Below are 25,992 nucleotides of genomic sequence, written 5' to 3' on the forward strand. Positions count from 1 at the left end.
AAAAACATTACGCTAAATGAATTCACATATAGGTTGCTTGTCTTGTTAAGCTTTTGTGCTCAACCTCAACAAGCGCCCACACGCATTACCTGATTAATTGTTAAAGAGCGTGCCACCGATCTCTTGGTGGCTGCTTGAGTACTCGTCTCAAGCGAGGTGCGTATATTACCGACACCCGATTTTTATTCAACCCCTTTTTTGTAAAAAAACACACTTTTTTGAACATTTATTTTTACTGGGTTTGCAGTAATGAAAAACGCACCTTTAATAAGGTGCGTTTTTTGTAGGAGTGGGAGAAAGATTAGCGCTTACGCTTTTTATCTTTCGCTCGCTTCTTCATCTCTTTAATGTGCTGACGATGTCTCTCTTTTTTAGCCTCCTGGCGACCGGAGAGTTTATTCACTCTGCCAGAAAAAGGGTTATCGCCCGTTTTAAATTGGAAGCGAATCGGTGTTCCGCGCACTTTTAGAAGCGAGGTAAAGCGATTCTCAAGATAGCGCTTATAAGAGCCCGGCAGTGCGTTGGTCTGATTTCCATGCACTACAATGATAGGCGGGTTTGAACCACCCTGGTGAGCAAAGCGCAACTTAATACGGCGATTATTGACCGCTGGTGGCTGATGATCAGCTACAACATCTTCAAGCAGACGAGTCAGCTCATTAGTCGACCATTTTTTCATTGCACAACGGTAGGCTTCGTTCACTGACCGATAAAGATCGCCAACACCCGTTCCATGCAGCGCCGAGATGAAGTGGAAACGAGCAAAGGTCGCAAACCCCATGCGGCGCTCTACTTGAGTCTTAACCTTCTCTTTTGCTTCATAGTCCATGCCGTCCCACTTATTCAGTGCAACTACCAGAGCTCGGCCAGAGTCGATCACGAAGCCGAGCATGTTTAGATCTTGCTCAGTGACACCATCACGCGCATCAATGATTGCGACAACAACATTGGCATCTTTGATAGCCTGAAGCGTTTTGATGATTGAGAACTTCTCTACCGCCTCTGTCACTTGACGACGACGGCGAACCCCGGCCGTATCAATTAGAGTGTATGGCTGGCCATCTCGCTCGTATGGAATGTAGATACTGTCTCGAGTCGTCCCGGCATGGTCGTATACCACTACGCGCTCTTCACCAAGCATTCGGTTTACCAGCGTAGATTTACCCACATTAGGGCGACCAACAATGGCGATACGAATATTGCCATCATCTTCCTCTTCCGGCTCTGCGCCCTCTTCAGGGTATGGCACACCGGCTTCATCTAATGTCATATCAATCAACTGACGAACACCGCGACCATGAGCCGCTGCAATGGAGAGCGGATCCCCAATACCCAGCGCATAGAAGTCAGAGCGAGCGATATCAGGATCCAATCCATCGGTCTTATTGACTACAAGGTAGACTTTTTTCTCGTGACGACGCAGATGATCTGCAATCATTTCGTCAGCTGGGTTGATACCTGCACGAGCATCCACAAGGAACAGAACGATATCGGCTTCATCAACTGCTTGAAAAGACTGCTGTGCCATTTCACGGTCAATACCGCTCTCGTCACCCGTGATACCACCAGTATCTATGACAATATAGTCTCGCTCCCCTAGATCACCTTCACCGTACTTACGGTCACGTGTCAATCCAGGAAGATCGGCAACCAGCGCATCACGCGATCTGGTCAAGCGGTTAAACAGGGTCGATTTACCGACATTAGGGCGCCCAATTAGGGCAATTACCGGAAGCATATTGCTCACCTGATTCCAAAAAACAGAAGGCGGCAACCCGCAAGTCAGGTCACCGCCTTATATAAAATTAAAAGGCTTTTGCTATTTTAGCGTTAAAGCACTCAATTTACCCGAGTTACTGAGTACAAATGTTGTATCCCCTACCACGACTGGATCCGCCGTGACAGGTGAACTACCCAAATTGACTCGAGCGATAGGACGCCCGTCGATTTGCGACAGGGCATGTAGGTAGCCCAGAGCATCCCCAAAAATTACTTCGATACCGACCACTACCGGTGCCGATAAGCCTCGATTAGCAAAATCAGAGTTGCGCCAAACACTGGCTGACGACGAGACATCAAAGGCCTCAACCGCTCCCTTTGCATCTACCGCATAGACATTACCAAAACCGACCGCCAGCTCTTGATAAGTAGAGAAAGATTGAGTCCAGACTGTTGACGCCGTGCGCGGGTTGATCGCTACAACACGACCTTGATACCCGCCGGTCAGAATAAGATCGTTTGCTATTGCAAAGCCACCATCCAAATCCATTAGACGCTCAAACTCGGAACGACCCATCGCATCAGCAGCACGAATCTCCCAGGCTGGAATACCTGTTTCGCCCGCCAGTGCGACTACCTTACCGTTAGCAAATCCAGCTACGACACCATCACTCAGCATGAGGGGAGTACCGGTACCACGAAGCGTCAGTGCAGGCTCTTGAGCATCATAGACCCAACGAGATTCACCGGTAATGCGATCAAAGGCGGCTAGCTGACCATTCACCTGCTGAACAACAACCAGTGACGTGCCCACTTGTGGCTGAGCCGTCACTTCGGACTTCAGCTGAGCTCGCCACTGTTCCGAACCATCTTTTGCAGATAGCGCCACCAGTTCAGCGCTATCAAGAACCACTAACGCTAGATCAAACCCTGCACCGACACCTGCACTGATTTCGGCATCCAGGTCAACGCTCCAGTTCAGCGCACCCGATTCCAGCGCATAGGATGAGATTCGTCCTTGCTTATCAGAGATCAGTAACGAATCGTTTGTCACACCTGGCTTAAACTGGTGAAACTCATCCCCAAACGACGCACCCACATCTGCACTCCAAACAAGGTTGAAGGCTTTCTCTTGTTCAAACGCGACCAACTCTTGTGGGCCGGACTCTTTTTCACCAGAAAAAATACCGCAACCAGACAAAAGACTGGTTGCAGCTGCTACAACAAAGGCACGTCTAATGAGATTCATTACGATGCATCTCCAGTCGCTAAATCATCATATTTCAGTTTAATCACCTGCTTGCGCTGAGGATCGGCCGACGCCATTGCCGCTTCATACGAAGCTCTCGCTTCCGAAGCGTTACCCATTGCAGCAGCCACATCTCCCTGAACCTCAGCAAATAGTGATGGGAAATCTGAGCCACTTAACTGTGCTAATGACGCTTTAGCTGCTTCAGCTTGCCCTAATCCTAATTGCACTTTCGCTTTACGGATTGTAGCCAAAGACTTCATATCTAATGGCGAGACTTCACTCGTAATCACATAATCGAGCTGCTCAAGCGCACCTTCTAAATCGCCAGCATTCACTGATACACGAGCTAACACCATTGCCGCCATAGGGGCATAAGCGCTCGATGCATAATCTGCGCGAAGATCTTTCCCAACCTGTATCAAGGACGTAACCGCGGCATCATCCAGTGGCAAAGCGGTTGCGACAGGATTGAGAATCGACTCATACATAGCGGAAGCGTTTGCAGCAAAGTCATCTTGATACTGATTCCAGCCACGCCACCCAAACACAGCAGCCACAGCAATTACGACACCCATGATTAGGGATTTACCGTTCTCTTTCCACCAACTTTTGAGCGCTTCAACCTGCTCTTCTTCTGTACGTAGCTCAGCCACTATACTCTCCAACCTAAAGACTAAATTTACCTTTCAATTCACTGACCAGTGAATCTTGAGCAACTCGAACTTGATCGCCATTACCACGCAGCGGTTTTAAACTCACTTCGGACGCAGCACGCTCATCGTCACCGATAAGAATGGCAAAATCTGCTCCACTCTTATCAGCCTTTTTCATCTGACTTTTAAATCCACCGCCGCCGCAATGCAACTGAACTCGAAGGCCCGCCTCGTGACGAAGCGTTTCAGCAACACTCATCGCGGTCGCTAGATTATCATCCCCCATTCCGATGACATAGACATCGATACGTTGACGAACACTCTCAGGAACCAGTTGCAGCTCTTCAAGGAGAAGAACCAGACGCTCGACACCCATTGCGAAACCGACAGCCGGGGTTGGCTTGCCACCTAATTGACTCACCAGTCCATCGTATCGGCCACCGGCACAGACAGTACCTTGGGCGCCTAACGCATCGGTCACCCACTCAAATACGGTCTTACCGTAGTAGTCTAGACCACGCACCAAGCGAGAATTAACACGGTATTCGATACCCGCAGCCTCGAGCAGTGACTTCAACTGTTCAAAGTGTGCTTTGGACTCTTCGTCGATGTAATCATGAAAATGAGGTGCATCGTTCAATAGCTGCTGGGTGTTTTGATCTTTAGAGTCCAATATTCTGAGTGGATTAGACTCAAGGCGACGCTGACTGTCAGCATCTAGCTGATCTTTACGAGCCGACAGATAGCTGACAAGGTCCTCTTTAAACCGTGCACGAGCTTCAGCTGAACCCAAGGTATTTAATTGAAGCTCAACGGAGTTGATCAACCCTAAGCGCTTCCAAAGTTGAGCACTCATGATGATCACTTCTGCGTCAATATCAGGACCATCCATACCGAAAGCTTCAGCACCTACCTGGTGGAACTGACGATAGCGACCTTTCTGCGGGCGCTCATGACGAAACATTGGACCAGTGTACCAAAGGCGTTGGACTTGATTGTAAAGAAGGCCGTGCTGTTCTGCTGCACGAACACAACTTGCAGTCCCTTCCGGGCGAAGTGTCAAACTATCACCGTTACGATCTTCGAAGGTGTACATTTCCTTCTCAACGATATCGGTTACTTCACCAATTGAGCGTTTGAATAACTCAGTTTGTTCTACGATAGGGGTACGAATCTCAGCATAGCCATAAGCCTGCAGGACCGTTTTTACTTGAGTTTCTAGATACTGCCAGACCGGTGACTGGTCTGGCAGAAGATCATTCATACCACGAATGGCTTGTAGCTTTGCCAATTTTATAACCCGTAATGTGCGATCTAATTATCGCGATAATGTTAAACGGGCTACATTCTTTCTGGTATGAGGTTCTAAATCAACTGTTGAGCCATCAAAAGTTACAGAACTGACTGCATTCGCACGTCCAATGACAATTGAAAACGGGGCTTTACCTTTGATTGTCAGATCCTGTCCTTTTTTTGATAGCCCGTTAAACAGCGCTTCACCGGTAGCATCTTTGATATTCAGCCAACTGACATCGCTAAATTTAATCGTCACACCATCTGAACCACTCGTATTAACAGGTGAAGCGGTCAAGGGTTCGTTAGGCTCGGACTTTTCCGCCGGTTTGGGCTGCTCTGTTTTGACTGGAACGGCCGCCGTTTTAGATTCGAGATCAGGCGTTTCAGCAGGCTTAGGTAGCTCAATCGCTTTGGGCGCTTCAACCACCGCATCTTCATTAGACTCTTGAGTCATTGTTTTGATAGGTATTGAAAGACCCTCAGACTCTCCTGCCAATGGCGGAAGCGCCTGACTGCTCTGCTGCTCTTCAGGTTCAGAACCACCAAACAAACCGGACAACCCAAGTGTCGGCCAATTAATTTGAGAAGCCCCAAAAGCAAGACCTGCTAAAAGAGCCGCAATGATGACCAACCGAAAGAGGAGTGTTAATAGCGAACTTGCACGACGCGGGTTGAGTTTCATCACCGTACCGGCGGTCGCTGAACCCGCTGATTTAATGGCTGAGCGGCGTTTAACAGGCCGCTGACCAATAGCCGCATTGTACTGTTCAACAAAGGTCTCGGGATCCAACCCAACTCGATTACAGTAGTTACGAATATAACCACGCGCAAACACCGGCTGACCCAATTGATCAAGGTCACCCGCTTCAATCGCAGAAAAAACAGCACTGGTTAGCTTCAGATCTCGCTGCAGCGCACCAGCAGAGATACCCAATGATTCACGGGCAGCAATCAGCTTGTGGTTTTCAAATCCTGAGAGGCTATCGCCCAATAGATCATGGTCTGTCACAGGCCAGTATCCTTAAATTTATTATACTCTTCGGAATTCGGATAAAGGTTCTTCAAAAGCAGCGCATAACTTGCCGCTTTTGATGGGTTCCCACTATGTCTGGCTAACCTTACACCAACCCAAAGACTTTTGGCAAAGTGCTGGGTCTCTTGAGCATCAAGTTGCTGTTGAAAGATTGCATAGTGTTGAGCGGCCAGTGAAGCCTGTCCTTTATCTAAGTAAAGATCTGCAAGCTCAATATGAGCCGTCACCCGAAGTGGTGACAGTGTCACTGAACGATTAAAGACGTGCTCCGCAGCGGAATCACGATCGATCAGACGGTAGCAGCGACCCAAGTTTTCAAATGCTTGTGCTCGCTGTGTATAGAAAGGATCTTCAGTTGATCTTGCTAAGGCTTTACAGGCCTCTTCAAACCGCTGCTGAGAAAAAAGAAAGGCGCCATAGTTGTTAAAGATCATGGCAGAGTTAGGGTCTGCTTGAGTGGCTCTTTGAAAATATTGATCGGCCAGTTCTGGTTCACGCTCGGCTTGAAACACCATTGCCAAACCATTCAACGCTGGGGCATAGCCAGGGTCGGCCAAAGCAGCCTGTTGAAGAGACTCTTTTGCCGATGCCGTATCACCCGCCTGGAGATATTGCATACCCAGCTTGGTGTAGGCTGCTAGGGCAGATTGATCTATTCGCCCTTTAGGTTGTTCACTCGATGAAAAAGCGGAACAGCCTGCCAAAGTAATAGAGCAAAAAAGAGTTACTGCTTTGAATAGGGACACAAAATACCGTTTAGAAACTTAAAGTTAGTTTCATTAACGATAGTAGAATAGTGTCAATAAATCTAGCTCGTTTGATTGTGAAGTTCGATGTACTTCGCACTGCGACGAGTCTTATCCTCAACCTGACCGACGAGCTGACCACAAGCCGCATCCACATCATCGCCACGAGTACGGCGAACGGTCGTAAGGATATTCCCTTTCAACATCTCAGACTTAAATGCCTGAATTGCCTGCTCAGAGGGGCGATCGTATCCAGAATTTGGAAAAGGATTAAATGGAATCAGGTTAAGCTTACAAGGCACCTGACGAAGCAACTTAACCAGCTGACGAGAATGCTCACGCTGATCGTTCACACCAGCAATCAGTGTGTACTCGATCGTTGCTACACGTCGATCCGACAGCTTATCGAAATAGCGTTTGACCGAAGCCATTAGCTCTTCGATCGGGTAGCGCTTATTGATAGGCACTAACTGATCACGCAGTTCATTGTTTGGAGCATGCAGAGAGATCGCTAATGAGACATCAGCACCTAACTCAGCAAGCTTGTCGATTTTAGGAACCACACCGGCCGTACTCAGGGTCACACGACGCTTAGAGAGACCATAGGCGTTATCTTCCATCATCAACTGTACTGCATCAAACACAGCATCAAAGTTCATCAGCGGCTCACCCATACCCATTAACACGACGTTGGATACGCGTCGTTCACCACTTGGGTCAAACGGCCCAAAGGAACGGATAGCAACACGAAGCTGAGCGATGATTTCGGCAGCGCTAAGGTTTCGGTTGAAGCCTTGCTTGCCTGTTGAACAGAAGCTGCAGTCCAAAGAACAACCCACCTGTGAAGAGACACAGAGCGTGCGGCGATCCCCTTCAGGAATCAAGACCATCTCAATCGCTGAACCACCATCCATCTGGATGACCCATTTACGGGTACCATCTTTGGACGTTTTATCCAGTAACACCTCTGGCTCACGAATTTCAGCAACCTCAGATAGGCGTTCACGTAGGGCTTTGCTGATGTTCGTCATCTCATCAAACGAACTGGCACCCTGCTGGTGAATCCACTTTAGGACTTGAGTTGCACGAAAACGCTTCTCACCCATCTCCTCAAAGAAATCTTCAAGCTTAGTAGGTGATAGACCGATAAGGTTTACTTTCTGTTCTGCCATGAGCTTTGGACCAAAAAAAAGGCGCCCTCCGATCAACGGAGAGCACCTTGGGCGTCATTATGCGCCGAAGAAGTATTCGATTTCGCGTGCTGCAGAAGTAGCAGAGTCAGAACCGTGTACTGCGTTCGCATCGATAGACTCAGCAAAGTCACGACGGATAGTGCCTTCAGCTGCTTCTTGTGGGTTAGTTGCACCCATTAGTTCACGGTTTTTAGCGATAGCGTTTTCACCTTCAAGAACCTGAACAACAACTGGACCAGACGTCATGAAAGAGACTAGGTCGCCGAAGAAAGGACGCTCTTTGTGCTCTGCGTAGAAACCTTCAGCATCAGCTTGTGAAAGCTGTTTCATCTGCATAGCAGAAACTTTTAGGCCTGCTTTTTCGAAACGAGAAACGATCTCACCGATAACGTTTTTAGCAACAGCATCAGGTTTGATGATAGATAGAGTACGTTCAGTAGCCATGACTGTGTAATCCTTTAATTAAATTATGGGTTAAAATTTGTGCGCGGATTATACGTTATGCGACGAAAGATAAATAGCCCTTCAACCACAACAAAAAAGGCCCGCTTTACGGACCCTTTTCAGAGATGCTTTAGAAGGATCAATGCCCTTCTGATACCTGATTGATGGTGTATTTAGGAATCTCAACAACAAGATCTTCATCACCGACAACGGCCTGGCAACTTAGTCTCGATTCAGGCTCAAGGCCCCAGGCCTTATCGAGCATGTCATCTTCTAACTCGTCGGACTCCTCGAGGCTATCAAAACCCTCACGGACGACGACATGACAAGTAGTGCAAGCACAAGATTTTTCACAAGCGTGCTCAATATGAATATCGTTCGCCAGTGCTGCATCACAGATCGTAACACCCGGCTCCACATCGATCACTTTGCCGTCTGGGCACAACTCTTCATGGGGTAGGAAGATCACTTGAGTCATTACATTTACCTAATCTAATTGATCAACGCGCTGGCCTTGCAACGCTTTTTGGATTGATTGATCCATTCTGCGGGCTGCGAAGAAGTCACTTACTTGGGCGAGATGCTCTACGCCGGACTCTATCGCTTTAGAGCTCGCACCATCACGAAGCGAACGCAGAACGTCAATTTCTGAAAGAAGATCCTGTCGCTCCTGATCGCTCAGCAACTGCTCGCCATCTTCAGCAATCGCCGCTTCAAGCGATACGATTAAACGATCTGCCTCAACCTGCTGTTCACGCAAGGCGCGCCGCTCTTTATCATCTGCAGCAAACTGATAAGAATCCGTTAGCATCTGAGTAATTTCAGAGTCACTCAAACCGTAAGAGGGTTTCACTTGAACCGCACTCTCAATACCGGTTGATAGCTCTTTGGCTGAGACATTCAATAGACCATCCGCATCAACCTGAAAGGTGACTCGGATTTTAGCGGCGCCAGCCGCCATAGGAGGGATACCGCGCAGAGTAAATTGAGCCAGTGATCGGCAGTCATCTACCAACTCACGCTCACCTTGCAGCACATGCACCAACATAGCCGTTTGACCATCTTGGTAGGTTGTAAACTCTTGAGCGCGAGCAACAGGAATCGGCGTATTGCGATGAATTACCTTCTCAACCAAACCACCCATAGTCTCCAACCCTAAAGAGAGAGGGAGCACATCTAACAGCAGCAGCTCTGCATCCGGTTTATTGCCCGCTAAAATATCGGCCTGAAGAGCTGCACCCACCGCCACCACACGATCAGGATCTATGTCGGTATGAGGCTGGCGATTAAAGAACGCCTCGACCCCAGCAACAACGGCTGGCACACGAGTTGAACCACCCACCATCACAACATCGTTGATCTCATCTGGCTTGATGCCCGCATCTTTTAAGGTACGTTTGCAGGCACGAAGCGTTTTCGACACAAGGGGTGCCGTCAACTGTTCAAACTGCTGACGCGTCACCAAAACTTCTTGATCATTAGCCAAGGTTAGAGTGACTGAATCTGAATCCGTCAGTGACTCTTTTGCACGGCGCGCTTGAACCATAAGAGATCGCATAACCGCAGGTGTACGCTCTAGCTCAGGCGCTTGCTCTAGCAACCATTCAGCTAAAGCGTGATCAAAATCATCACCCCCAAGCGCCGAATCTCCACCCGTAGCCAGCACCTCAAACACACCCTTAGTCAGGCGCAGTATAGAGATATCAAAGGTACCGCCACCTAAATCGTAAACCGCTACGACGCCTTTATCCTGTTGATCTAAACCGTAAGCGACCGCTGCCGCAGTAGGCTCATTCAGAAGGCGAAGAACTTTCAAGCCGGCCAGCGTGGCCGCATCTTTGGTGGCCTGACGCTGTGCATCATCAAAGTAGGCTGGAACCGTAATAACAGCCCCTTCAAGCTCACCACCCAAAGATTCGGCAGCACGAGCTGAAAGCGCTTTAAGAATATCCGCAGAGATTTGAACCGGACTCAAATCACCCAAGGCTGTTTTGAGGTAGGGCATCCCTCCCTCGCCTTCTGAAAACTGATAAGGAAGTTGATCGCCTAAAGTTAACACTTCATTTGAGGAGCGACCCATTAAGCGCTTAATGGATTGAATCGTGTTAAATGGATCGTCGCTTACTCTCGACAGCGCTTCAGCACCGACGATGGCACCAGCCTCTGAGTAGTGGACAACCGAGGGCAGCAAATGGCGCCCTGCCTCATCAGAAAGTGTCTCTGCAACACCATTTCTAACCGACGCCACCAGTGAATTAGTGGTGCCTAAATCGATCCCTACCGCCAACTTACGTTGATGGGGATCCAAACTCATTCCGGGCTCTGCAATTTGCAAAAGCGCCATGACTAAAACTCCTCATCGAGGCGATCTTCCATGGCCTCTATCTCAGACAGTAGTTTCTTTAAAAATTGCAGCTTGCGAACAGACTCTTCAGCCGACTCCAAATCACCACCCGCATAAGCCACCTGAAAATGATCAAAGCAGGCTTTTTCCAACTCCACAGTTTGTGACTCTAAAGCTTCTAGAGTAGCGAAAGGGTCTGCTGCTTCGGGCGCTTCAGCTAAGGTTTCGCGAAGCTCCATCTGCTGCATTAAAAAGTCCATTGGCAGCTGCTTTCTTGACTCTTCACCGGTCAGCACACCTTGTAATGAGAGAAGGTACTGTGCACGCGAGAGTGGTGACTTAAGCGTTTCATAGGCGGTGTTGAGGTGAGTACTGTTCTGCACAGCCTGGCGCTGTTCAGCATCACCTTTGTGAGCAAATCGGTCTGGGTGATACTCTTTTTGCAGCTCTCGAAACGCTGTATCGAGGAGTGTACGATCAAGAACAAAACCTGCTTCAAGACCGAAGAGTTCGAAATAGTTTTGAGAAAGATTCAAGAATTAAGCCTTAACCGGTTTAAACATGGAAACTTTCGCCGCAACCACACTCACTGGCGACGTTCGGGTTATTGAACTGAAAGCCTTCGTTGAGCCCCTCTTTGACGAAGTCGAGCTCTGTACCCTCTAGATAGACAAGGCTTTTTGGATCAACAACAACCTTAACGCCCTCAAACTCGTATACAGAGTCTTCACTGTTAAGTTCGTCAACATACTCCAGAACGTACGCCATGCCTGAACATCCTGAGGTCTTAACCCCTAAACGGATACCAATGCCCTTGCCGCGTTTTTCTAAATACTTAGCCACATGGTTAGCAGCTGCTGACGTCATCGAAATTGACATAAAAACCTTCTACCTAAACTGTCTACCAGAGGTTAAATGCGATTACTTCTGCTTGCCGCGGTAATCTTCAATGGCTGCTTTGATTGCATCTTCTGCCAAAACTGAACAGTGAATCTTAACGGGAGGAAGCGCTAGCTCTTCAGCGATTTTAGCATTTTTCAGCTCAGCCGCCTCGTCCAGTGTCATACCTTTGACCCATTCAGTCACTAATGAGCTAGATGCAATGGCAGAGCCACAACCATAGGTTTTAAACTTTGCATCCTCAATCACGCCGTCATCACTGACTTTGATTTGAAGTCTCATTACGTCACCACATGCAGGTGCACCGACCATGCCGGTACCTACGTGTGGATCATCACTTTCCATTTTGCCAACATTACGAGGATTCTCGTAGTGATCAATTACTTTATCGCTGTAAGCCATGCTGATCTCCTCTCACTGAGTATTAGTGATGTACCCACTCAACCTTAGTTAAATCCACACCGTCCTTGTACATATCCCACAAAGGCGATAATTCACGAAGTTTTTCTACGGCCACACGTGCTTGTGCCGCTGCGTAATCCACCTCTTCATCGGTCGTAAATCGACCAAAAGAGAAACGGATCGAGCTGTGCGCCATCTCATCATTGAGGCCCAATGCACGTAGCACGTAAGAGGGCTCAAGGCTTGCTGATGTACAAGCAGAACCAGAAGAGACCGCCAAATCTTTCAGAGACATCAGAAGTGATTCACCCTCAACAAAGGCAAAACTCACATTCAGGTTGCCTGGGTAGCGCTGCTCAACAGAACCATTGATATGAACCTCTTCCATATCGCTGATTTGTGACCAGAAACGATCACGAAGTTCAGCCAAACGCTTATGCTCTTGCTCCATCGATGCTTGAGCAATCGCGCAGGCTTCACCCATACCAACCAACTGGTGAGTTGCCAAAGTACCTGAGCGCATACCGCGCTCATGGCCACCACCATGTATTTGAGCTTCAATACGTACACGTGGCTTACGACGCACATACAGTGCACCGACACCTTTCGGGCCATACATTTTGTGGCCACAAAGTGACATTAGATCGACCTTCATCTCGGCCATATCGATTGGTAACTTGCCAGCACTTTGCGCAGCATCTACGTGGAACAGCACACCGTGCTTACGAGTCAATTCACCGATCGCCGCAATATCAGTAATCGTGCCAATCTCATTGTTGACGTGCATCAGAGAGACAAGAATGGTGTCATCGCGAAGCGCATCTGCCACCATCTGTGGCGTAATCAGACCGTCGCTACCCGGTGTTAGGTAGGTCACTTCATACCCTTCACGCTCTAATTGGCGACAGGTGTCGAGGACCGCTTTGTGCTCAATCTTAGAGGTAATGATGTGCTTACCCTTCTTATGGTAGAAGTGCGCAACACCTTTAATGGCCAAGTTATCCGATTCGGTAGCACCTGAGGTCCAGACGATTTCACGAGGGTCTGCACCAATCAACTCTGCTACCTGGCGACGGGCAGTCTCAGCCGCCTCTTCCGCCTTCCAACCAAACAGGTGCGAACGTGACGCTGGGTTACCAAAGTTACCATCTGGGGTAAGGCACGCCATCATCTTTTCAGCAACACGAGGGTCCACCGGTGTTGTCGCTGAGTAATCTAGATAGATCGGCAGTTTCATACTCTCTCTCCAAAAACGTTAAACTGAGTTATGGCTCTTATGCGCTGGCAACAGAGGGAATTAACCCGTCAGCTGCCGTACTTTGGCTTTGACGATCTGCAACAGCCACTACATCCCTGCGTTTCAAAAGATCTGCAAGGCTAATATCACTAAGAAAGTTGTGGATCTGATCGCTAAGATCGCTCCACAGATGGTGCGTCAAACAGGTCTCACCGGCCTGACAGTTACCTTGGCTGTTACAGCCTGTAGCATCAATCGATTCATTAACCGCATCGATGATAGATGCTACAGTAATCTGTTCGCACTCCAGATTGAGCAGGTAGCCTCCACCTGGCCCCCGCACACTGGTCACCAGTGCGCACTTACGCAACTTGGCAAAAAGCTGCTCAAGATAGGATAAAGAGATACCCTGTCTTTCAGAAATATCCGCCAAACTGACTGGTCCTTTCTCTTTGTTGAGCGCCAAATCAAGCATCGCGGTTACGGCATATCGCCCTTTGGTTGTAAGTCGCATAAGACCTTCCTACACCCTATTGTGTTAAAGGTATTATCTAAAACCCTACAAAAACAGTCAACTATTAATCCTACAATTTTAGTCAACTATTAATCTTTACGGATTGAGCGATTTATCTTGGTCAAAATGCCACGCAAAATATTGACCTCTACTTTGTCTGGTACCGCCCTTAGTAGCAGTCTTCTTAACCGAGTCATTAACTGTCTTGGATTATCAGGCTCGAGAAACTTAATATCGATCAGTGTCTGCTCAAGATGATTAAACATCAGCTCAATCTCTTTTTGATCTGCCAACTCAATATCCCAATCCACACCCCATTGCGGCGCTTCTTCAACCACCGACTCTTGCAGCGCCATGCGCAGTTCATACGCGATCACCTGCACAGCTGCGCCGACATTTAATGAGCTAAAATCGGGATTGGTCGGAATATGAACATGCAGATGACAAGCGTGCAGCTCTTCATTGGTTAAGCCACGATCTTCACGACCAAACAGAATAGCTACTTTGAAATCATCTGAAGAGTGGGAGAGTCGCTCTGAAACTTGAGCTGATAACTCTCTAGGGTTAACGATCGGCCAAGGGATGTGACGACCTCGAGCACTGGTGCCCACCACCAACTGACAATCCGCAACTGCTTCCTGTAACGACTCAACGACCAGTGCAGATTCAAGAATATCATCCGCTCTCGAAGAGCGAGCATTGGCTTCAGGGTGAGGAAAGAGTTTGGGCTCTACCAGACAGAGTTCAGACAGCCCCATATTCTTCATAGCACGCGCAGCAGCACCAATGTTCCCTGGGTGGGTGGTATTAACTAACACGATTCGGATTTTATCTAACATCTGTCTCTCCCTGAGCGGGCGTGATTCTAACAGATGACGCCATGAATCACATCTGCTCGATAGTAGCGGTTTTGTAACGGTCTGAGGTATAATGAAATTCGCTCTTTTAACAATTCCGGATACTTACTGATGCAACCAATGGTTAACATCGCCCTACGGGCTGCCCGTCAGGCTAGTGAACAGATCACTCACGCTTTAGAACGTCTCGACCTCATTAAAAGCGAGCAGTCGAGTGTCGCTACTTTTTTAAGCGATACGTGCAAAAACGTTGAACGCACTATTGCGTTTAACATCCAAAAAGCGAACCCACACCACAGCATCTTCGGTGAGTATTCAGGTGAGTACCCAGCTCAAGAAGAGGGCCCTAACCCTTGTGAGTGGCGAGTACACCCTATCGACAGTGTTGTTCACTTTTCAAACGCAATCCCCTCTTTTGCGCTGTGCATTACTGGAACTATCCGCGGTAAAGTTGAACACGCACTGATTCTTAACCCCATTACCGGTGAAGAGTTTACTGCGAGCAACGGTCAAGGCGCACAGCTAAACGGCAAACGCCTTCGTGTCAGCAACAGCAAAGCGCTTGATAGCACTCTGATCGGAACCGGTTTCTTGGGTCGTCCTTCAGACAAGAGCAACCTTGATCTACAACTGAACATTAACCGCGCATTGATTGAAGCGAACGCTGACATTTTCAGCACCGGTTCTGTCGCACTGAATCTAGCTTACACTGCAGCCGGTCGAATTGACGGCGTTGTTCAGAAAGGCGTGGTGGCAGAAGAGATCGATGCAGGCCTACTCATTCTTCGCGAAGCGGGTGGCCTATCGGCTGATTTTACAGGCGGAACTGACATCCGCGGCAAAGGTGAGCTGATCGCCGCTAACCCGAAACTGTTTAAAGCACTGGTTACCAAGGTTCATAGCCTTAAATAATCATTCTAAAGGCGGGTTGATCCCGCCTCTGTTTTTTCTATACTGGGTGTTCTAAAAACAAAAAGAACACAACAGTGAACGCTCAATCGATATTTACCGCTTCGTCCAGCAACAGCGATCCCGAACTGGCCGTGAAAGAGCTGAAACATCAGCTCAACGATCCCTCAATTCAATTTGTACTGTTCTTCTGTTCAGCCTCTTTCAATCTTGCGAAGTTGGGCTATGCATTAAACGAACAGTTTCATGACATTGGCATTTCAGGCTGCACGACAGCCGGAGAGATAACCCCTAACGGCTATGAGCGCGGGTCGATTACAGCCATTGGTTTCTCTAACCAGGATTTTTGTGTTCAAGTCGGCTCCGTGAAGAACCTGAAACGCTTCACTCTAGGCAATGCTCAAACCATGCTGGATCAGTTGCGGTCACAGTGCACCCTTTCAAGCGCTGCACTGAACGGCTTTGCCATTACTTTGGTTGATGGCCTTTCAATTGACGAAGAGATCTTTCTTGCCACCCTCAACTCTGCACTTGGCTCAATCCCCAGCTTTGGCGGATCGGCGGGTGATGACGTCAATCTAGCCACCACCCATGTCTTTTTTGACGGTGATTTCCATACCGACGCGGCGGCCGTTTTGATGGTCAATACACGATTTGAGTTTGAGGTTTTTACAACCCACCACCTACTCCCAACCGATAACAAGTTTGTGGTGACGGACGCTGAACCGCAAAACAGAAAAGTCAATGAACTCAATGCCGACCTAGCGGCGACCGAGTATGCCGATGCACTTGAGCTATCAGTCGATCAGTTAAATAACGATATCTGCACGCTCAACCCCTTGGCTGTCAAAATTGGTGAGCAGTATTTTATTCGCTCCATCCAATCCATTGAGCCCGATTCCAGCCTGACGTTCTTTTGCGCAATGGAGAATGGCATCGCGTTAACACTGATGCAGCCCAAGGATTTAAAAGAGAATCTGATCGATCTATTCAATGGCATTGAGAGTCGCATTGGAAAACCACAGATAGTGATTGGCTGCGACTGTTTTTTACGACGCAGGGAAGCCGAACTTAAAGGTGAAGATCAGCAGGTTTCAGAACTTCTAAAAGCCTTTAATGTGATTGGTTTGAACACCTACGGTGAGCAATTCTCAGGCATGCATATTAACCAAACTTTTACTGCAGTCGCCATCGGACAGAGACGGTTGAATGAGTCAGTCTGAGTTAGACGCTGCGCAGAAAGAGAACGCAAAGCTGCGCAAGATCAACCAAGCGCTGATAGAGCGACTGGAGTCAGGCGCCGTTCAACTGGCAAACCCCTACTCCGCCTTTGAGCATTCCGTTACGCTTGCTGAACAGGTCAGAGAGCGCACCGATGCACTGAACCAAGCGCTGGAAAAGCTTAACCTAAGCCATAGAGAGCTGAGTCAAGCCAACCAAGTCGCCGAGCAAGCCAATCTCTCAAAAACGAAATTCCTAGCGGCCGTTAGCCATGATCTACTGCAACCTCTGAATGCCGCCAGACTGTTCGCCACCACTCTCGCCGAGCAACCCTTGGATGATCGTCCAAAGTCACTGGTAGATTCGATGACTCGTTCACTCAACGATGTAGAGAACCTTTTGAGAACGCTGGTCGATATCTCCAAGTTGGATGCAGGCGTTGTCCATGCGGATAAAACCAATATCAGAGTTGCACCGATTTTGGAGCAACTCTCAACGGAGTTTGGGGCTGCGGCTCAACATGCCGGACTGAAGTTTAAACATCGAACCTGTAACGCTTGGGTACACAGTGACTCGCTGCTACTGATTCGATTACTGCGCAATCTTCTGACCAACGCGATCCGCTATACCAAAACAGGCGGCGTCCTACTCTCCGCAAGGCAACGTGGTGACAAATTGCTGATACAGGTATGGGACACTGGTGAGGGAATTAGCCAAGAGGATCAGAAGAGCATCTTTGATGAGTTCAAACGACTACCCAATGCGGACAAAGCGCACGATAAAGGGTTAGGGCTTGGCCTATCGATCGTCGATAAAATTGCAAAGGTGTTAAACCATACGTTGACTGTGACATCGACACTGGGCAAAGGATCAGTCTTCAGCCTTGAGATCCCAATTTTAAATAGAGCACAGGAGCCGGCTAACGATCCATCCCCCCTCCATCCTTCTCTCTCCTCATCCCTTCAGGGTAAACAGATCCTCGTGGTCGATAACGATGCGACCATTTGTGAAGCCATGAGTCAGCTTCTCACACACTGGGGGGCTAATGTCGCGACCTCACTGAACGGTGAAGCCTTAGGGGATAAGATCGATCTGGGAAGCGTTGATCTGTTAATCGTAGATTACCATCTGGATCAGGGTACCGGCATCGATCTCGCGAAGCGTTTACTTGAGCAGAGCTCCATCGATATTCCTGTACTGGTCGTGACGGCCAACCATAGCCAGAGTCTCAATGAGACGATTCGACAAGAGGGTTTTAGCCTGCTGCACAAACCGCTAAAGCCTTTACTCTTTAGGCAGCGCTTGCGACAGCTGTTGGGCTAGAGATAGATCGAAAAGTCTATGGAAGAGGCTTGATTAGCCGCCTGAACACGGTTATCGACACCCAATCGACGCAGTATTTCAGAGACGTGCGTTTTAATTGTGCTCTCTGAAAGGTTTAACTCATCACCAATCTGTTTGTTTGAGCGCCCTTGGGCAAGCTGCTCTAACACCAAAAGCTGTTTTCGAGTCAGCGCCCTCAGCGTATCGTGAAGCTGATGACTACTATTCTGCTGAGGTGACGCTTGGCGCAACAGCTCTGCAGGCATGTAGAGATCACCCGCCAGTATTTGCTCTATCGCCTTACCGAGGGCCTGCTTAGGCAGAGACTTGGGCACATAACCCACGGCTCCAAGTGCTAAAGCTTGCAGTACTAGTTGTTTATTCTCCTCTGCGGAGACAATGGCAACCGCAACATCGGGATGGTGAGATCGAATGTGTTGCAGTCCTGATAAACCTTGAACCCCAGGCATATTAAGATCCAATAGAACCAGGTCCGGCTGCTGCGCTTCAATGAGTTGATCAACCTCGCTGAATTGACCGCACTCGGCGACTTGCTCATCGGGGTAGAGGTCGATTAAAACATTAACGACCGCCTCTCTATAGAGGGGGTGATCATCAACGACTAGGAACTGGTAAGAAGGCATAGGTTTAAGCGTCTCGAATCATGCCAATGTGAGCAATACCGCACTCATCGTAGACTTCACCATAGGATTGAAAACCAAAGCGCTGATAAAACGCCTCGACGGGTAGTTGTGCCGACAAGCGAATAGCGACACCCGGCGCGAGGGTCTCCAGTATATGAATCGCCTCTTCTGTTAGGGTGTTTGCAAACCCTTTTCCCCGTTCGGCTTTGGGAACTAGGACCCTACCGATCGAGGATTCAGCATAGACTTGGTTGGGTAAGAATAGTCGTGCATAAGCAACCAGTTCACCGGCACTGTTTTCTAACCAGAGGTGCTGCGCAATCTGATCTTTATCATCCAGATCTTCACATTGACAGCTCTGCTCTAAGAAAAAAACGTTCGAGCGGTGTTTCATGATCTTGTAAAGCTGATCAATCGATAGCTCGTCAAAAGTTTTGAGAAAACGTTTTGTGGTCACTGACTACTCCTTGAAAGTAGTTCGATTCTATCACTACTTTCTCGCACACCACATTGCTCTTTCAAAAACGGTACTTTAGTACCAATTAAAAAGAGCCTTATGGCCGATAGGGGATCTTATCGAAACTCTTCATAGTGAGGTCAGGCTAATCAATAGCCCCTCGACTAAAAAAAACAAATGAGGATTCTTCGATGATCTATGCAAATCCAGGCAGCGCAGGCGCTGTTGTCTCTTTCAAAGCAAAATACGGCAACTACATCGGCGGCCAATGGGTAGAACCAGTTAAAGGCCAATACTTCACAAACCACACTCCTGTAAACGGTGAAGCGATTTGTGAAATCCCACGTTCGACTGAAGAGGATATCAACCTAGCGATTGATGCTGCTGAAGCAGCTAAAGATGCATGGGGCACAACCTCTGTTACAGAACGCTCTAACCTACTGTTAAAAATTGCTGACGTTATCGATGCAAACAGTGAAATGCTGGCGGTTGCTGAAACTTGGGACAACGGTAAAGCCGTTCGTGAAACCCTAGCAGCCGATATCCCACTCTCTTCTGACCACTTCCGTTACTTTGCCGGCTGTATTCGTGCACAAGAGGGAAGCATTGGTGAAATTGATAATAAAACGGTTGCCTACCACTTCCACGAGCCACTGGGCGTGGTTGGACAGATTATCCCATGGAACTTCCCACTACTGATGGCTGCCTGGAAACTGGCACCAGCTCTTGCCGCCGGTAACTGTGTGGTTCTTAAGCCTGCAGAGCAGACTCCTGCCTCAATTTTGGTTCTAATGGAGCTGATTGGCGATCTTCTACCAGCGGGCGTACTTAATATTGTAAACGGCTTTGGTGAAGAGGCCGGTCAGGCATTGGCTAGCAGCAAACGCATTGCGAAGATTGCCTTCACAGGCTCTACGCCTGTTGGCTCACACATCATGAAGTGTGCAGCCGAAAACATTATTCCATCAACCACTGAGCTAGGCGGCAAATCACCTAACATCTACTTCTCGGATGTTATGAACGCTGAACCTGAATTTGTCAGCAAAGCCGTTGAGGGTGCGGTACTAGCCTTCTTTAACCAGGGTGAAGTGTGTACCTGTCCATCACGTCTTCTTGTACAAGAAGATATTGCAGACGAGTTCCTTGCGATGGTGGTTGAACGCGCTAAACAGATCAAACGTGGTAACCCACTGGATACTGACACCATGGTGGGTGCTCAGGCATCACAAGAGCAGTTCGATCGCATTCTTAACTACCTACAGATCGGTCGTGATGAGGGTGCAGAGGTATTGATGGGTGGTGACGTTCACGCAGTGGATGGCGATCTATCCAAAGGCTACTACATCCAACCAACTCTTCTTAAAGGCAGCAATGACATGCGCGTCTTCCAAGAGGAGATCTTTGGACCGGTTGTCTCAGTCTGTACCTTCAAAGACGAAGCGGAAGCACTGGCAATCGCTAACGATACCACTTTCGGTCTTGGTGCTGGTGTATGGACACGCGATAGCAACGTTCAATACCGTATGGGTCGCGGCATTCAAGCCGGTCGTGTATGGATGAACTGTTACCACCTCTACCCTGCTCACGCAGCATTTGGTGGATACAAGAAATCAGGTGTTGGCCGTGAAACGCACAAGATGATGCTGGATCACTACCAACAGACCAAGAACATGCTTATCAGTTACGACATTAACCCACTGGGTTTCTTCTAACGCTTCCAAAGTGCTTGCCCCCGCCAGGGGGCTTTTTTATTCCCAGGATGGGATGTATCCAGCGGTTTCAGGGATGAAATAGAGCTGGGCATATCCAGGATGGGATGTATCCAGCGGTTTCACGGATGAAATGGAGCTGGGAATACCAGCTTTGCTGGCAAAAAAAAGCCGGCTTATTAAGCCGGCTTTCTAGTATCAAGCAACGAATTACGCGTCGTAGGGATCACGTAAAACGATGGTTTCAACACGGTCTGGACCCGTCGAAACGATGTCGATAGGCGCTTCCATTAGCTCTTCGAGCTTAGCGATGTATGCACGCGCATTCTCTGGCAACTGTTCTAGAGTTTGAGCACCGATTGTCGACTCACTCCAACCAGGCACTGACAGGTACTGTGGAGTCACTTTTTCGTAATCTTCACTGCCGTTCAAAGAGTATACGTCGTTACCTTCAGCATCTTTATAGCCGGTACAGATCTTGATCTCTTCCAGGCCATCCAATACGTCCAGTTTAGTCAGACAGATACCAGACACAGAGTTCACTTGAATCGCATGTTTCAGTGCAACTGCGTCGAACCAACCACAACGACGAGCACGACCTGTAGTCGAGCCAAATTCATGGCCACGTTCAGCAAGGCGCTGGCCGATTTCACAATCCAATTCAGTTGGGAAAGGACCACCACCAACACGTGTCGTGTAAGCTTTAGTAATTCCTAGGATGTAATCTAGGTAGAGTGGACCAAAACCAGAACCCGTAGAAGTACCACCCGCCGTTGTATTCGAAGAGGTTACGTATGGGTAAGTACCGTGGTCGATATCAAGAAGAGAGCCCTGCGCCCCTTCAAACATGATATTTTGACCCGCTTTACGCATTTCGTGCAGTTTAGCGGTCACATCCACGACAAGCGGAAGCAACTCTTCTGCCATTTCGAAACACTCTTTAAGGACCGCTTCGTAGCTTACCGGTTCTACTTTGTAGTAATTCTCTAGCATGAAGTTATGGTACGCCATCACCTCTTCTAGTTTCTTAGCGAACATCTCGCGATCCTGAAGATCACCAAGACGTAGACCACGGCGAGATACTTTGTCTTCGTATGCTGGTCCAATACCACGACCTGTAGTACCGATCTTGGCATTACCGCGAGCGATCTCACGCGCCTGATCCAGCGCAATGTGGTAAGGCAGAATCAGGGGGCAAGCTGGGCTAAGACGTAGACGTTCACGAACAGGAACACCGGTCTCTTCAAGCTGCTTCATCTCTTTTAACAGAGCGTGCGGAGACAACACCACACCGTTACCAATCAAACACTGAACGTTTTCACGAAGAATGCCTGAAGGAATCAGGTGAAGGACGGTCTTTTCACCATCGATTACCAGAGTGTGGCCCGCATTGTGTCCGCCTTGAAAGCGAACAACCGCTGATGCTTTATCCGTTAGAAGGTCAACGATTTTACCCTTGCCCTCGTCACCCCATTGGGTACCGAGAACTACGACATTTTTGCCCATTAGTATCTCAACTATTCGTTTACTTAGAGAGTGGTAACAGTCCACTCAGAATTTTCTTTTACCAGACGACGATCGCAGTGCGTTGGCACTGCTGCATTGTCTAGCTCATAAACCACTCGTTCGCCCTGCGCACGCAGTGCTGCGACAGCTAGGACCAACGATGAATCTTCCATTTTCGGCGCCAAAATCGCCAAACTTGGCTCTGGCACTTCATCCAACGCCAATGTAACCAGTGTTTTCAGATCGGCACTGAAGCCAGTAGCGGGACGCGCACGACCAAAGTCCGCACCGATCTGGTCATAGCGACCACCTTTTGCCAGCGCTTGGCCAAACTTAGGCGAGTAGGCTGCGAAAACAACACCTGTATGGTAGCTGTAACCGCGCAGCTCACCCAGGTCAATGTAGATACCGATTGATGGGTGCGCTGTTTTAACACGATCAGCAATCGCAGCAACGTGATCGACAGCAGCAAGAATGGCCGCGTTATCCGCAAAGAGTTCGCGTGCACGCTCCAGCGCCTGCTCTGAGCCATTTAAGGTACCCAAGGCGGCAAGCTTGTTTTTGATCGAGTCTGATTGATCAAGCTGATCAACAAATTGCGACAGCTCAGGCAACGCCTTACGCTCTAGAATATCGATGTAGCTGGCAATCTCCGCTTCAGAAAGACCCGCTTCGGCAACCAATTCAGTGAATACACCTACATGGCCTAGATCCAGATTGATTGCTCCTTTGACACCGACCTGAACCAAAGTGTCGAGCATCAAAGCGATGACTTCTGCATCACTGTCAACGCCTTCGTGCCCGAACAACTCAGCGCCAATCTGCATGGGGTTGCGCGATGCCAACATATTCACCGCACGAGTGTGAAGTACTGAACCACAGTAACAGAGACGGCTCACGCCATCTGAACGCAGACGATGGGCATCAATACGCGCGACCTGTGGCGTAATATCCGCTCGAATACCGAGCATGTGACCAGAAGTCTCATCGGTCACTTTGAAGGTACGCAGACCTAAGTCACCACCCACACCGGTCAACAGTGACTCAAGGTGCTCAGCAACCGGAGGCATCACTAACTCGTACCCCCAGCCATGAAACAGATCCAACACTCGACGACGAACCAGCTCAACCTCGCGCGCAACGGGAGGGAGCAACTCTTTCATACCGTCAGGAAGTAGCCAGCGATCAGCCAACGCCATTATAAAAAACTCCGATACTCTTTATTTAGAAAGTATGAGTAGTGCAGTGCCTATTAACATAGAGGCCAGGCCAAAAGCACGAAGGGTCTTATCATTCACCATCGCCAGTTGACTCACCATAGAGCGCCAGCGGTGTGGATAGAGAAAAGGAATGATCCCTTCTATCACTAAAACCAAACAAAATGCGAGCCAAAGCTCGTGCCAAAGTTCAGACATCTTAAGTACTGCTAAATCACAAAAAAACCGGGGCACGCCCGGTTGATCAATTTTAACACGAAAACGGGTGCCAATGGCACCCGCTTTTTAACACGACCTTGGTTTAGTTGGTCGCGTTTGGAGATGCGTTCTGCAGGTAACGGAAGAACTCACTATCTGGCTTCAGCAGCAGTACATCAGATCCATTATTGAATGACTCTTTGTAGGCAAGAAGACTGCGGTAGAAAGAGTAGAATTCACTGTCCTTGTTAAATGCTTCTGCATAGATACGTGCCGCTTCTGCATCACCCTCACCTCGAGTCACCTCCGACTCACGATAAGCGTTCGCTAGGATAACGGTGCTCTGACGGTCAGCATCTGCACGGATACCTTCTGCAAGCTCTTGACCACGTGAACGAAGCTCACGTGCCAGACGCTCACGCTCTGTGCGCATACGTTGGTAGACCGAGTTTGACACTTCAGACGGTAGATCGATTCGTTTAACACGAACATCAATCACGCTTAAGCCTAGCTCTTTTTCACTCAGCTCTGTCAGTGATGAAACGACGGTATCCATCACCTCTTCACGCTCACCAGAGACAACCTCAGTTAGTGTACGAGTACCAAACTGGTTACGCAGACTGGTTTCAATACGCGTCGACAAAAGATCTGCCGCACGGAACGAGTCACCAGAGGTTGCGGTGTAGTACTTCTCTACATCCGAGATAATCCACTTAACGTAAGAGTCTACCACTAGACGTTTTTTCTCTAGTGTAAGGAACGACTGTGGGCGAGTATCCAAGGTTTGAACACGAGCATCGAACTTACGAACGGTGTTCACAAATGGAATTTTAAAGTGCAAACCAGGTTTTAGATCGCTCTCGACCACTTCACCAAACTGCAGCTTCACGCCTCGTTCGGTCTCTTTAACGATGTAGACCGAGTTACTAACAATCAACAACACCAATACGGCAAGTACCGATGTAAACATCGAAGTCGGTTTCATATTAACGACCCTCCCGTAGTGTACTAGTGCTTGAGCTGCCGATGCGATTGATCACCTGCTGCGTTAACTCACGCATGCTAGAGTCATCTAAACGCACAGAGCGTGGCGTGTTAGCAATGGTATCTGCTTGACGCTTCATCAATTGATCCAGCGGTAGGTACATCATGTTATTACCACCATCGACATCCACCATCACCTTAGGCGTTTTGCCCAACACCTCTTGCATCATATCGATGTAGAGACGTTCACGGGTGACACCAGGAGCCATCTGATATGCTTGCAGAAGTGATGTGAAACGATCAGCTTCACCGCTTGCTCGAGCAACGACTTCCTCTTTGTAAGCATTCGCTTCTTCGATCACACGCTGAGCGGTACCACGAGCTTCCGGAACAATACCGTTAGCGTAAGTTTCCGCCTCGTTTTTAACACGCTGCTCATCCTCACGCGCTTTGATCACGTCATCAAACGCATCTTGAACCTGCTGTGGTGCGGTTGCGTTTTTGATATTGACACGTGAAAGAGCAAGACCTGTGCCGTAACTGTCCATGTAGCTTTGTAGACGTGCCTGAACCTGTGTCGCGAGAATCTCACGACCTTCGGTCAAGATGCCGTCCAGGTTAGTCGAACCAACCGTATGGCGAAGTGATGATTCAGATGCATGTGACAGACTGGTTTCAGGGTCACGAACATTAAGAACAAATGCACGTGGATCACTGATCACATACTGAACCGTCATCTCTACATTTACGATGTTCTCATCACGAGTCAGCATCAAAGAGCCGTGGTCGTGGGTACGAACTCGAGTCACATTCACCTTAGTGACTTCATCCAGTAGTGGCGGGTTCCACTGCAGACCTGGCTGTACAGTTTCATGGTACTTACCAAGGCGAAGAACAACACCACGTTCCTGTTGATCGACTGTGTAGAAACCAAAGCCAGCCCAAGCAACCACTACAACCAGAGCAATGATGCCGAAGAAACCTGCACCAGGTCCTTTAACATCACCACCATTAGAACCACCAGAACCCCCAGAGCGTTTACCGCCAAAGATAGAGTTCAAGCGTTCTTGCAGCTTCTGCAACGCTTCATCTAGATCGGGTGGTCCCTGTTCAGGGCCGCCTGATCCACCACGGCGGCCATTATTGCCACCTGAGTTCCATGGATCCTGGTTGTCTTTACGACCACCGGGCTCATTCCAAGCCATAGTATTACTCCATTACTTTAAAAATCTAA

The 25,992-nt window shown here is 48.7% G+C and carries 27 protein-coding genes; 4 read left to right on the plus strand and 23 right to left on the minus strand.

Features of this window, described 5'->3' with window-relative positions:
- Positions 1-301 precede the first annotated feature (301 nt).
- From der to XMG59_RS08135, 16 genes are all read right to left on the minus strand, one after another.
- On the minus strand, positions 302-1,738 hold the full coding sequence (gene der, locus XMG59_RS08060; RefSeq protein WP_173480725.1) for a ribosome biogenesis GTPase Der: 1,437 nt from the start codon (positions 1,736-1,738) through the stop codon (positions 302-304).
- An 81-nt stretch (positions 1,739-1,819) separates the two neighbouring features.
- Positions 1,820-2,968, minus strand: coding sequence for an outer membrane protein assembly factor BamB (bamB, locus tag XMG59_RS08065; RefSeq protein WP_173498523.1), 1,149 nt, complete (start codon positions 2,966-2,968; stop codon positions 1,820-1,822).
- On the minus strand, positions 2,968-3,624 hold the full coding sequence (locus XMG59_RS08070) for a tetratricopeptide repeat protein (protein WP_173483754.1): 657 nt from the start codon (positions 3,622-3,624) through the stop codon (positions 2,968-2,970). The genes bamB and XMG59_RS08070 overlap by 1 nt, the downstream gene beginning before the upstream one ends.
- A gap of 13 nt (positions 3,625-3,637) precedes the next feature.
- A complete protein-coding gene (gene hisS, locus XMG59_RS08075) occupies positions 3,638-4,915 on the minus strand; it encodes a histidine--tRNA ligase (RefSeq protein WP_173480722.1) in 1,278 nt (425 codons plus the stop codon).
- A gap of 27 nt (positions 4,916-4,942) precedes the next feature.
- Complete coding sequence (locus XMG59_RS08080) at positions 4,943-5,929, minus strand: RodZ domain-containing protein (RefSeq protein ID WP_173480721.1); 987 nt, start codon at positions 5,927-5,929, stop codon at positions 4,943-4,945.
- Positions 5,926-6,699 carry a type IV pilus biogenesis/stability protein PilW gene (gene pilW, locus XMG59_RS08085; RefSeq protein WP_217363716.1) on the minus strand — a complete coding sequence of 258 codons (774 nt, stop codon included), beginning with the start codon at positions 6,697-6,699 and terminating at the stop codon, positions 5,926-5,928. The genes XMG59_RS08080 and pilW overlap by 4 nt, the downstream gene beginning before the upstream one ends.
- 62 nt (positions 6,700-6,761) lie before the next feature.
- The gene (gene rlmN, locus XMG59_RS08090; protein WP_173498524.1) at positions 6,762-7,871 is read right to left on the minus strand and encodes a 23S rRNA (adenine(2503)-C(2))-methyltransferase RlmN; all 1,110 of its coding nucleotides are present in this window, start codon (positions 7,869-7,871) and stop codon (positions 6,762-6,764) included.
- A gap of 57 nt (positions 7,872-7,928) precedes the next feature.
- A complete protein-coding gene (gene ndk, locus XMG59_RS08095) occupies positions 7,929-8,336 on the minus strand; it encodes a nucleoside-diphosphate kinase (RefSeq protein WP_169450197.1) in 408 nt (135 codons plus the stop codon).
- Between the two features lie 139 nt (positions 8,337-8,475).
- Positions 8,476-8,814, minus strand: a complete 339-nt coding sequence (gene fdx / locus XMG59_RS08100) for an ISC system 2Fe-2S type ferredoxin (protein WP_173480719.1) — start codon at positions 8,812-8,814, stop codon at positions 8,476-8,478.
- A 9-nt stretch (positions 8,815-8,823) separates the two neighbouring features.
- The gene (hscA, locus tag XMG59_RS08105; RefSeq protein ID WP_173483756.1) at positions 8,824-10,680 is read right to left on the minus strand and encodes a Fe-S protein assembly chaperone HscA; all 1,857 of its coding nucleotides are present in this window, start codon (positions 10,678-10,680) and stop codon (positions 8,824-8,826) included.
- Between the two features lie 2 nt (positions 10,681-10,682).
- Positions 10,683-11,216, minus strand: coding sequence for a Fe-S protein assembly co-chaperone HscB (gene hscB / locus XMG59_RS08110; RefSeq protein WP_173480717.1), 534 nt, complete (start codon positions 11,214-11,216; stop codon positions 10,683-10,685).
- 19 nt (positions 11,217-11,235) lie between these two features.
- Positions 11,236-11,559, minus strand: coding sequence for an iron-sulfur cluster assembly protein IscA (gene iscA / locus XMG59_RS08115; protein ID WP_173480716.1), 324 nt, complete (start codon positions 11,557-11,559; stop codon positions 11,236-11,238).
- Between the two features lie 42 nt (positions 11,560-11,601).
- On the minus strand, positions 11,602-11,982 hold the full coding sequence (gene iscU / locus XMG59_RS08120; RefSeq protein ID WP_173480715.1) for a Fe-S cluster assembly scaffold IscU: 381 nt from the start codon (positions 11,980-11,982) through the stop codon (positions 11,602-11,604).
- A 22-nt stretch (positions 11,983-12,004) separates the two neighbouring features.
- Entirely contained in the window at positions 12,005-13,219 is a 1,215-nt protein-coding gene (locus XMG59_RS08125; RefSeq protein WP_173480714.1) for an IscS subfamily cysteine desulfurase, read from the minus strand.
- Between the two features lie 37 nt (positions 13,220-13,256).
- Positions 13,257-13,733, minus strand: a complete 477-nt coding sequence (gene iscR, locus XMG59_RS08130; RefSeq protein WP_173498525.1) for a Fe-S cluster assembly transcriptional regulator IscR — start codon at positions 13,731-13,733, stop codon at positions 13,257-13,259.
- Positions 13,734-13,822: 89 nt separating this feature from the next.
- Positions 13,823-14,572, minus strand: a complete 750-nt coding sequence (locus tag XMG59_RS08135) for an RNA methyltransferase (protein WP_173480712.1) — start codon at positions 14,570-14,572, stop codon at positions 13,823-13,825.
- Positions 14,573-14,701: 129 nt separating this feature from the next.
- Here XMG59_RS08135 and XMG59_RS08140 point away from each other — a divergent pair, with 129 nt between their 5' ends.
- The 3 genes from XMG59_RS08140 to XMG59_RS08150 all read left to right on the plus strand — a co-directional run bounded on the left by XMG59_RS08140 (position 14,702) and on the right by XMG59_RS08150 (position 18,043).
- The gene (locus XMG59_RS08140) at positions 14,702-15,502 is read left to right on the plus strand and encodes an inositol monophosphatase family protein (protein WP_254442795.1); all 801 of its coding nucleotides are present in this window, start codon (positions 14,702-14,704) and stop codon (positions 15,500-15,502) included.
- Positions 15,503-15,576: 74 nt separating this feature from the next.
- A complete protein-coding gene (nosP, locus tag XMG59_RS08145; protein WP_173480711.1) occupies positions 15,577-16,722 on the plus strand; it encodes a nitric oxide-sensing protein NosP in 1,146 nt (381 codons plus the stop codon).
- Complete coding sequence (locus tag XMG59_RS08150; RefSeq protein ID WP_173498526.1) at positions 16,709-18,043, plus strand: hybrid sensor histidine kinase/response regulator; 1,335 nt, start codon at positions 16,709-16,711, stop codon at positions 18,041-18,043. The genes nosP and XMG59_RS08150 overlap by 14 nt, the downstream gene beginning before the upstream one ends.
- On the opposite strand, the gene XMG59_RS08155 is transcribed toward XMG59_RS08150, so the two are convergent.
- The gene (locus XMG59_RS08155; RefSeq protein ID WP_173480709.1) at positions 18,040-18,687 is read right to left on the minus strand and encodes a response regulator transcription factor; all 648 of its coding nucleotides are present in this window, start codon (positions 18,685-18,687) and stop codon (positions 18,040-18,042) included. The genes XMG59_RS08150 and XMG59_RS08155 overlap by 4 nt on opposite strands.
- A 4-nt stretch (positions 18,688-18,691) precedes the next feature.
- The gene (locus XMG59_RS08160) at positions 18,692-19,144 is read right to left on the minus strand and encodes a GNAT family N-acetyltransferase (RefSeq protein WP_173480708.1); all 453 of its coding nucleotides are present in this window, start codon (positions 19,142-19,144) and stop codon (positions 18,692-18,694) included.
- Between the two features lie 191 nt (positions 19,145-19,335).
- On the opposite strand from XMG59_RS08160, the gene XMG59_RS08165 reads away from it, so the two are divergent.
- Complete coding sequence (locus tag XMG59_RS08165) at positions 19,336-20,856, plus strand: aldehyde dehydrogenase family protein (RefSeq protein ID WP_173480707.1); 1,521 nt, start codon at positions 19,336-19,338, stop codon at positions 20,854-20,856.
- A 207-nt stretch (positions 20,857-21,063) separates the two neighbouring features.
- Here XMG59_RS08165 and XMG59_RS08170 read toward each other — a convergent pair whose 3' ends face one another.
- The 5 genes from XMG59_RS08170 to hflK all read right to left on the minus strand — a co-directional run bounded on the left by XMG59_RS08170 (position 21,064) and on the right by hflK (position 25,963).
- The gene (locus XMG59_RS08170; RefSeq protein ID WP_173483580.1) at positions 21,064-22,359 is read right to left on the minus strand and encodes an adenylosuccinate synthase; all 1,296 of its coding nucleotides are present in this window, start codon (positions 22,357-22,359) and stop codon (positions 21,064-21,066) included.
- A 23-nt stretch (positions 22,360-22,382) separates the two neighbouring features.
- The gene (locus tag XMG59_RS08175; protein ID WP_173483579.1) at positions 22,383-23,558 is read right to left on the minus strand and encodes an ATP phosphoribosyltransferase regulatory subunit; all 1,176 of its coding nucleotides are present in this window, start codon (positions 23,556-23,558) and stop codon (positions 22,383-22,385) included.
- Positions 23,559-23,579: 21 nt separating this feature from the next.
- Positions 23,580-23,774 carry a DUF2065 domain-containing protein gene (locus XMG59_RS08180; protein WP_173480704.1) on the minus strand — a complete coding sequence of 65 codons (195 nt, stop codon included), beginning with the start codon at positions 23,772-23,774 and terminating at the stop codon, positions 23,580-23,582.
- A 103-nt stretch (positions 23,775-23,877) separates the two neighbouring features.
- Positions 23,878-24,759, minus strand: a complete 882-nt coding sequence (hflC, locus tag XMG59_RS08185; protein WP_173483577.1) for a protease modulator HflC — start codon at positions 24,757-24,759, stop codon at positions 23,878-23,880.
- Between the two features lies 1 nt (position 24,760).
- The gene (gene hflK / locus XMG59_RS08190) at positions 24,761-25,963 is read right to left on the minus strand and encodes an FtsH protease activity modulator HflK (protein ID WP_173480702.1); all 1,203 of its coding nucleotides are present in this window, start codon (positions 25,961-25,963) and stop codon (positions 24,761-24,763) included.
- Between the last annotated feature and the right edge of the window lie 29 nt (positions 25,964-25,992).

The sequence above is a fragment of the Marinobacterium sp. xm-g-59 genome (genome assembly GCF_013283315.1).
Taxonomy (GTDB): Bacteria; Pseudomonadota; Gammaproteobacteria; order Pseudomonadales; family Balneatricaceae; genus Marinobacterium_E.

Coding starts and splice junctions, on each gene's coding strand:
- XMG59_RS08180 (WP_173480704.1), bottom strand. CDS start 23,774: ATGTCTGAACTTTGGCACGAGCTTTGGCTCGCATTTTGTTTGGTTTTA.
- fdx (WP_173480719.1), bottom strand. CDS start 8,814: ATGACTCAAGTGATCTTCCTACCCCATGAAGAGTTGTGCCCAGACGGC.
- XMG59_RS08165 (WP_173480707.1), top strand. CDS start 19,336: ATGATCTATGCAAATCCAGGCAGCGCAGGCGCTGTTGTCTCTTTCAAA.
- hflK (WP_173480702.1), bottom strand. CDS start 25,963: ATGGCTTGGAATGAGCCCGGTGGTCGTAAAGACAACCAGGATCCATGG.
- XMG59_RS08170 (WP_173483580.1), bottom strand. CDS start 22,359: ATGGGCAAAAATGTCGTAGTTCTCGGTACCCAATGGGGTGACGAGGGC.
- hflC (WP_173483577.1), bottom strand. CDS start 24,759: ATGAAACCGACTTCGATGTTTACATCGGTACTTGCCGTATTGGTGTTG.
- bamB (WP_173498523.1), bottom strand. CDS start 2,968: ATGAATCTCATTAGACGTGCCTTTGTTGTAGCAGCTGCAACCAGTCTT.
- iscU (WP_173480715.1), bottom strand. CDS start 11,982: ATGGCTTACAGCGATAAAGTAATTGATCACTACGAGAATCCTCGTAAT.
- hscA (WP_173483756.1), bottom strand. CDS start 10,680: ATGGCGCTTTTGCAAATTGCAGAGCCCGGAATGAGTTTGGATCCCCAT.
- iscR (WP_173498525.1), bottom strand. CDS start 13,733: ATGCGACTTACAACCAAAGGGCGATATGCCGTAACCGCGATGCTTGAT.
- ndk (WP_169450197.1), bottom strand. CDS start 8,336: ATGGCTACTGAACGTACTCTATCTATCATCAAACCTGATGCTGTTGCT.
- XMG59_RS08135 (WP_173480712.1), bottom strand. CDS start 14,572: ATGTTAGATAAAATCCGAATCGTGTTAGTTAATACCACCCACCCAGGG.
- XMG59_RS08140 (WP_254442795.1), top strand. CDS start 14,702: ATGCAACCAATGGTTAACATCGCCCTACGGGCTGCCCGTCAGGCTAGT.
- iscA (WP_173480716.1), bottom strand. CDS start 11,559: ATGTCAATTTCGATGACGTCAGCAGCTGCTAACCATGTGGCTAAGTAT.
- XMG59_RS08150 (WP_173498526.1), top strand. CDS start 16,709: ATGAGTCAGTCTGAGTTAGACGCTGCGCAGAAAGAGAACGCAAAGCTG.
- der (WP_173480725.1), bottom strand. CDS start 1,738: ATGCTTCCGGTAATTGCCCTAATTGGGCGCCCTAATGTCGGTAAATCG.
- XMG59_RS08175 (WP_173483579.1), bottom strand. CDS start 23,558: ATGGCGTTGGCTGATCGCTGGCTACTTCCTGACGGTATGAAAGAGTTG.
- XMG59_RS08155 (WP_173480709.1), bottom strand. CDS start 18,687: ATGCCTTCTTACCAGTTCCTAGTCGTTGATGATCACCCCCTCTATAGA.
- XMG59_RS08125 (WP_173480714.1), bottom strand. CDS start 13,219: ATGAAACTGCCGATCTATCTAGATTACTCAGCGACAACACCGGTGGAC.
- rlmN (WP_173498524.1), bottom strand. CDS start 7,871: ATGGCAGAACAGAAAGTAAACCTTATCGGTCTATCACCTACTAAGCTT.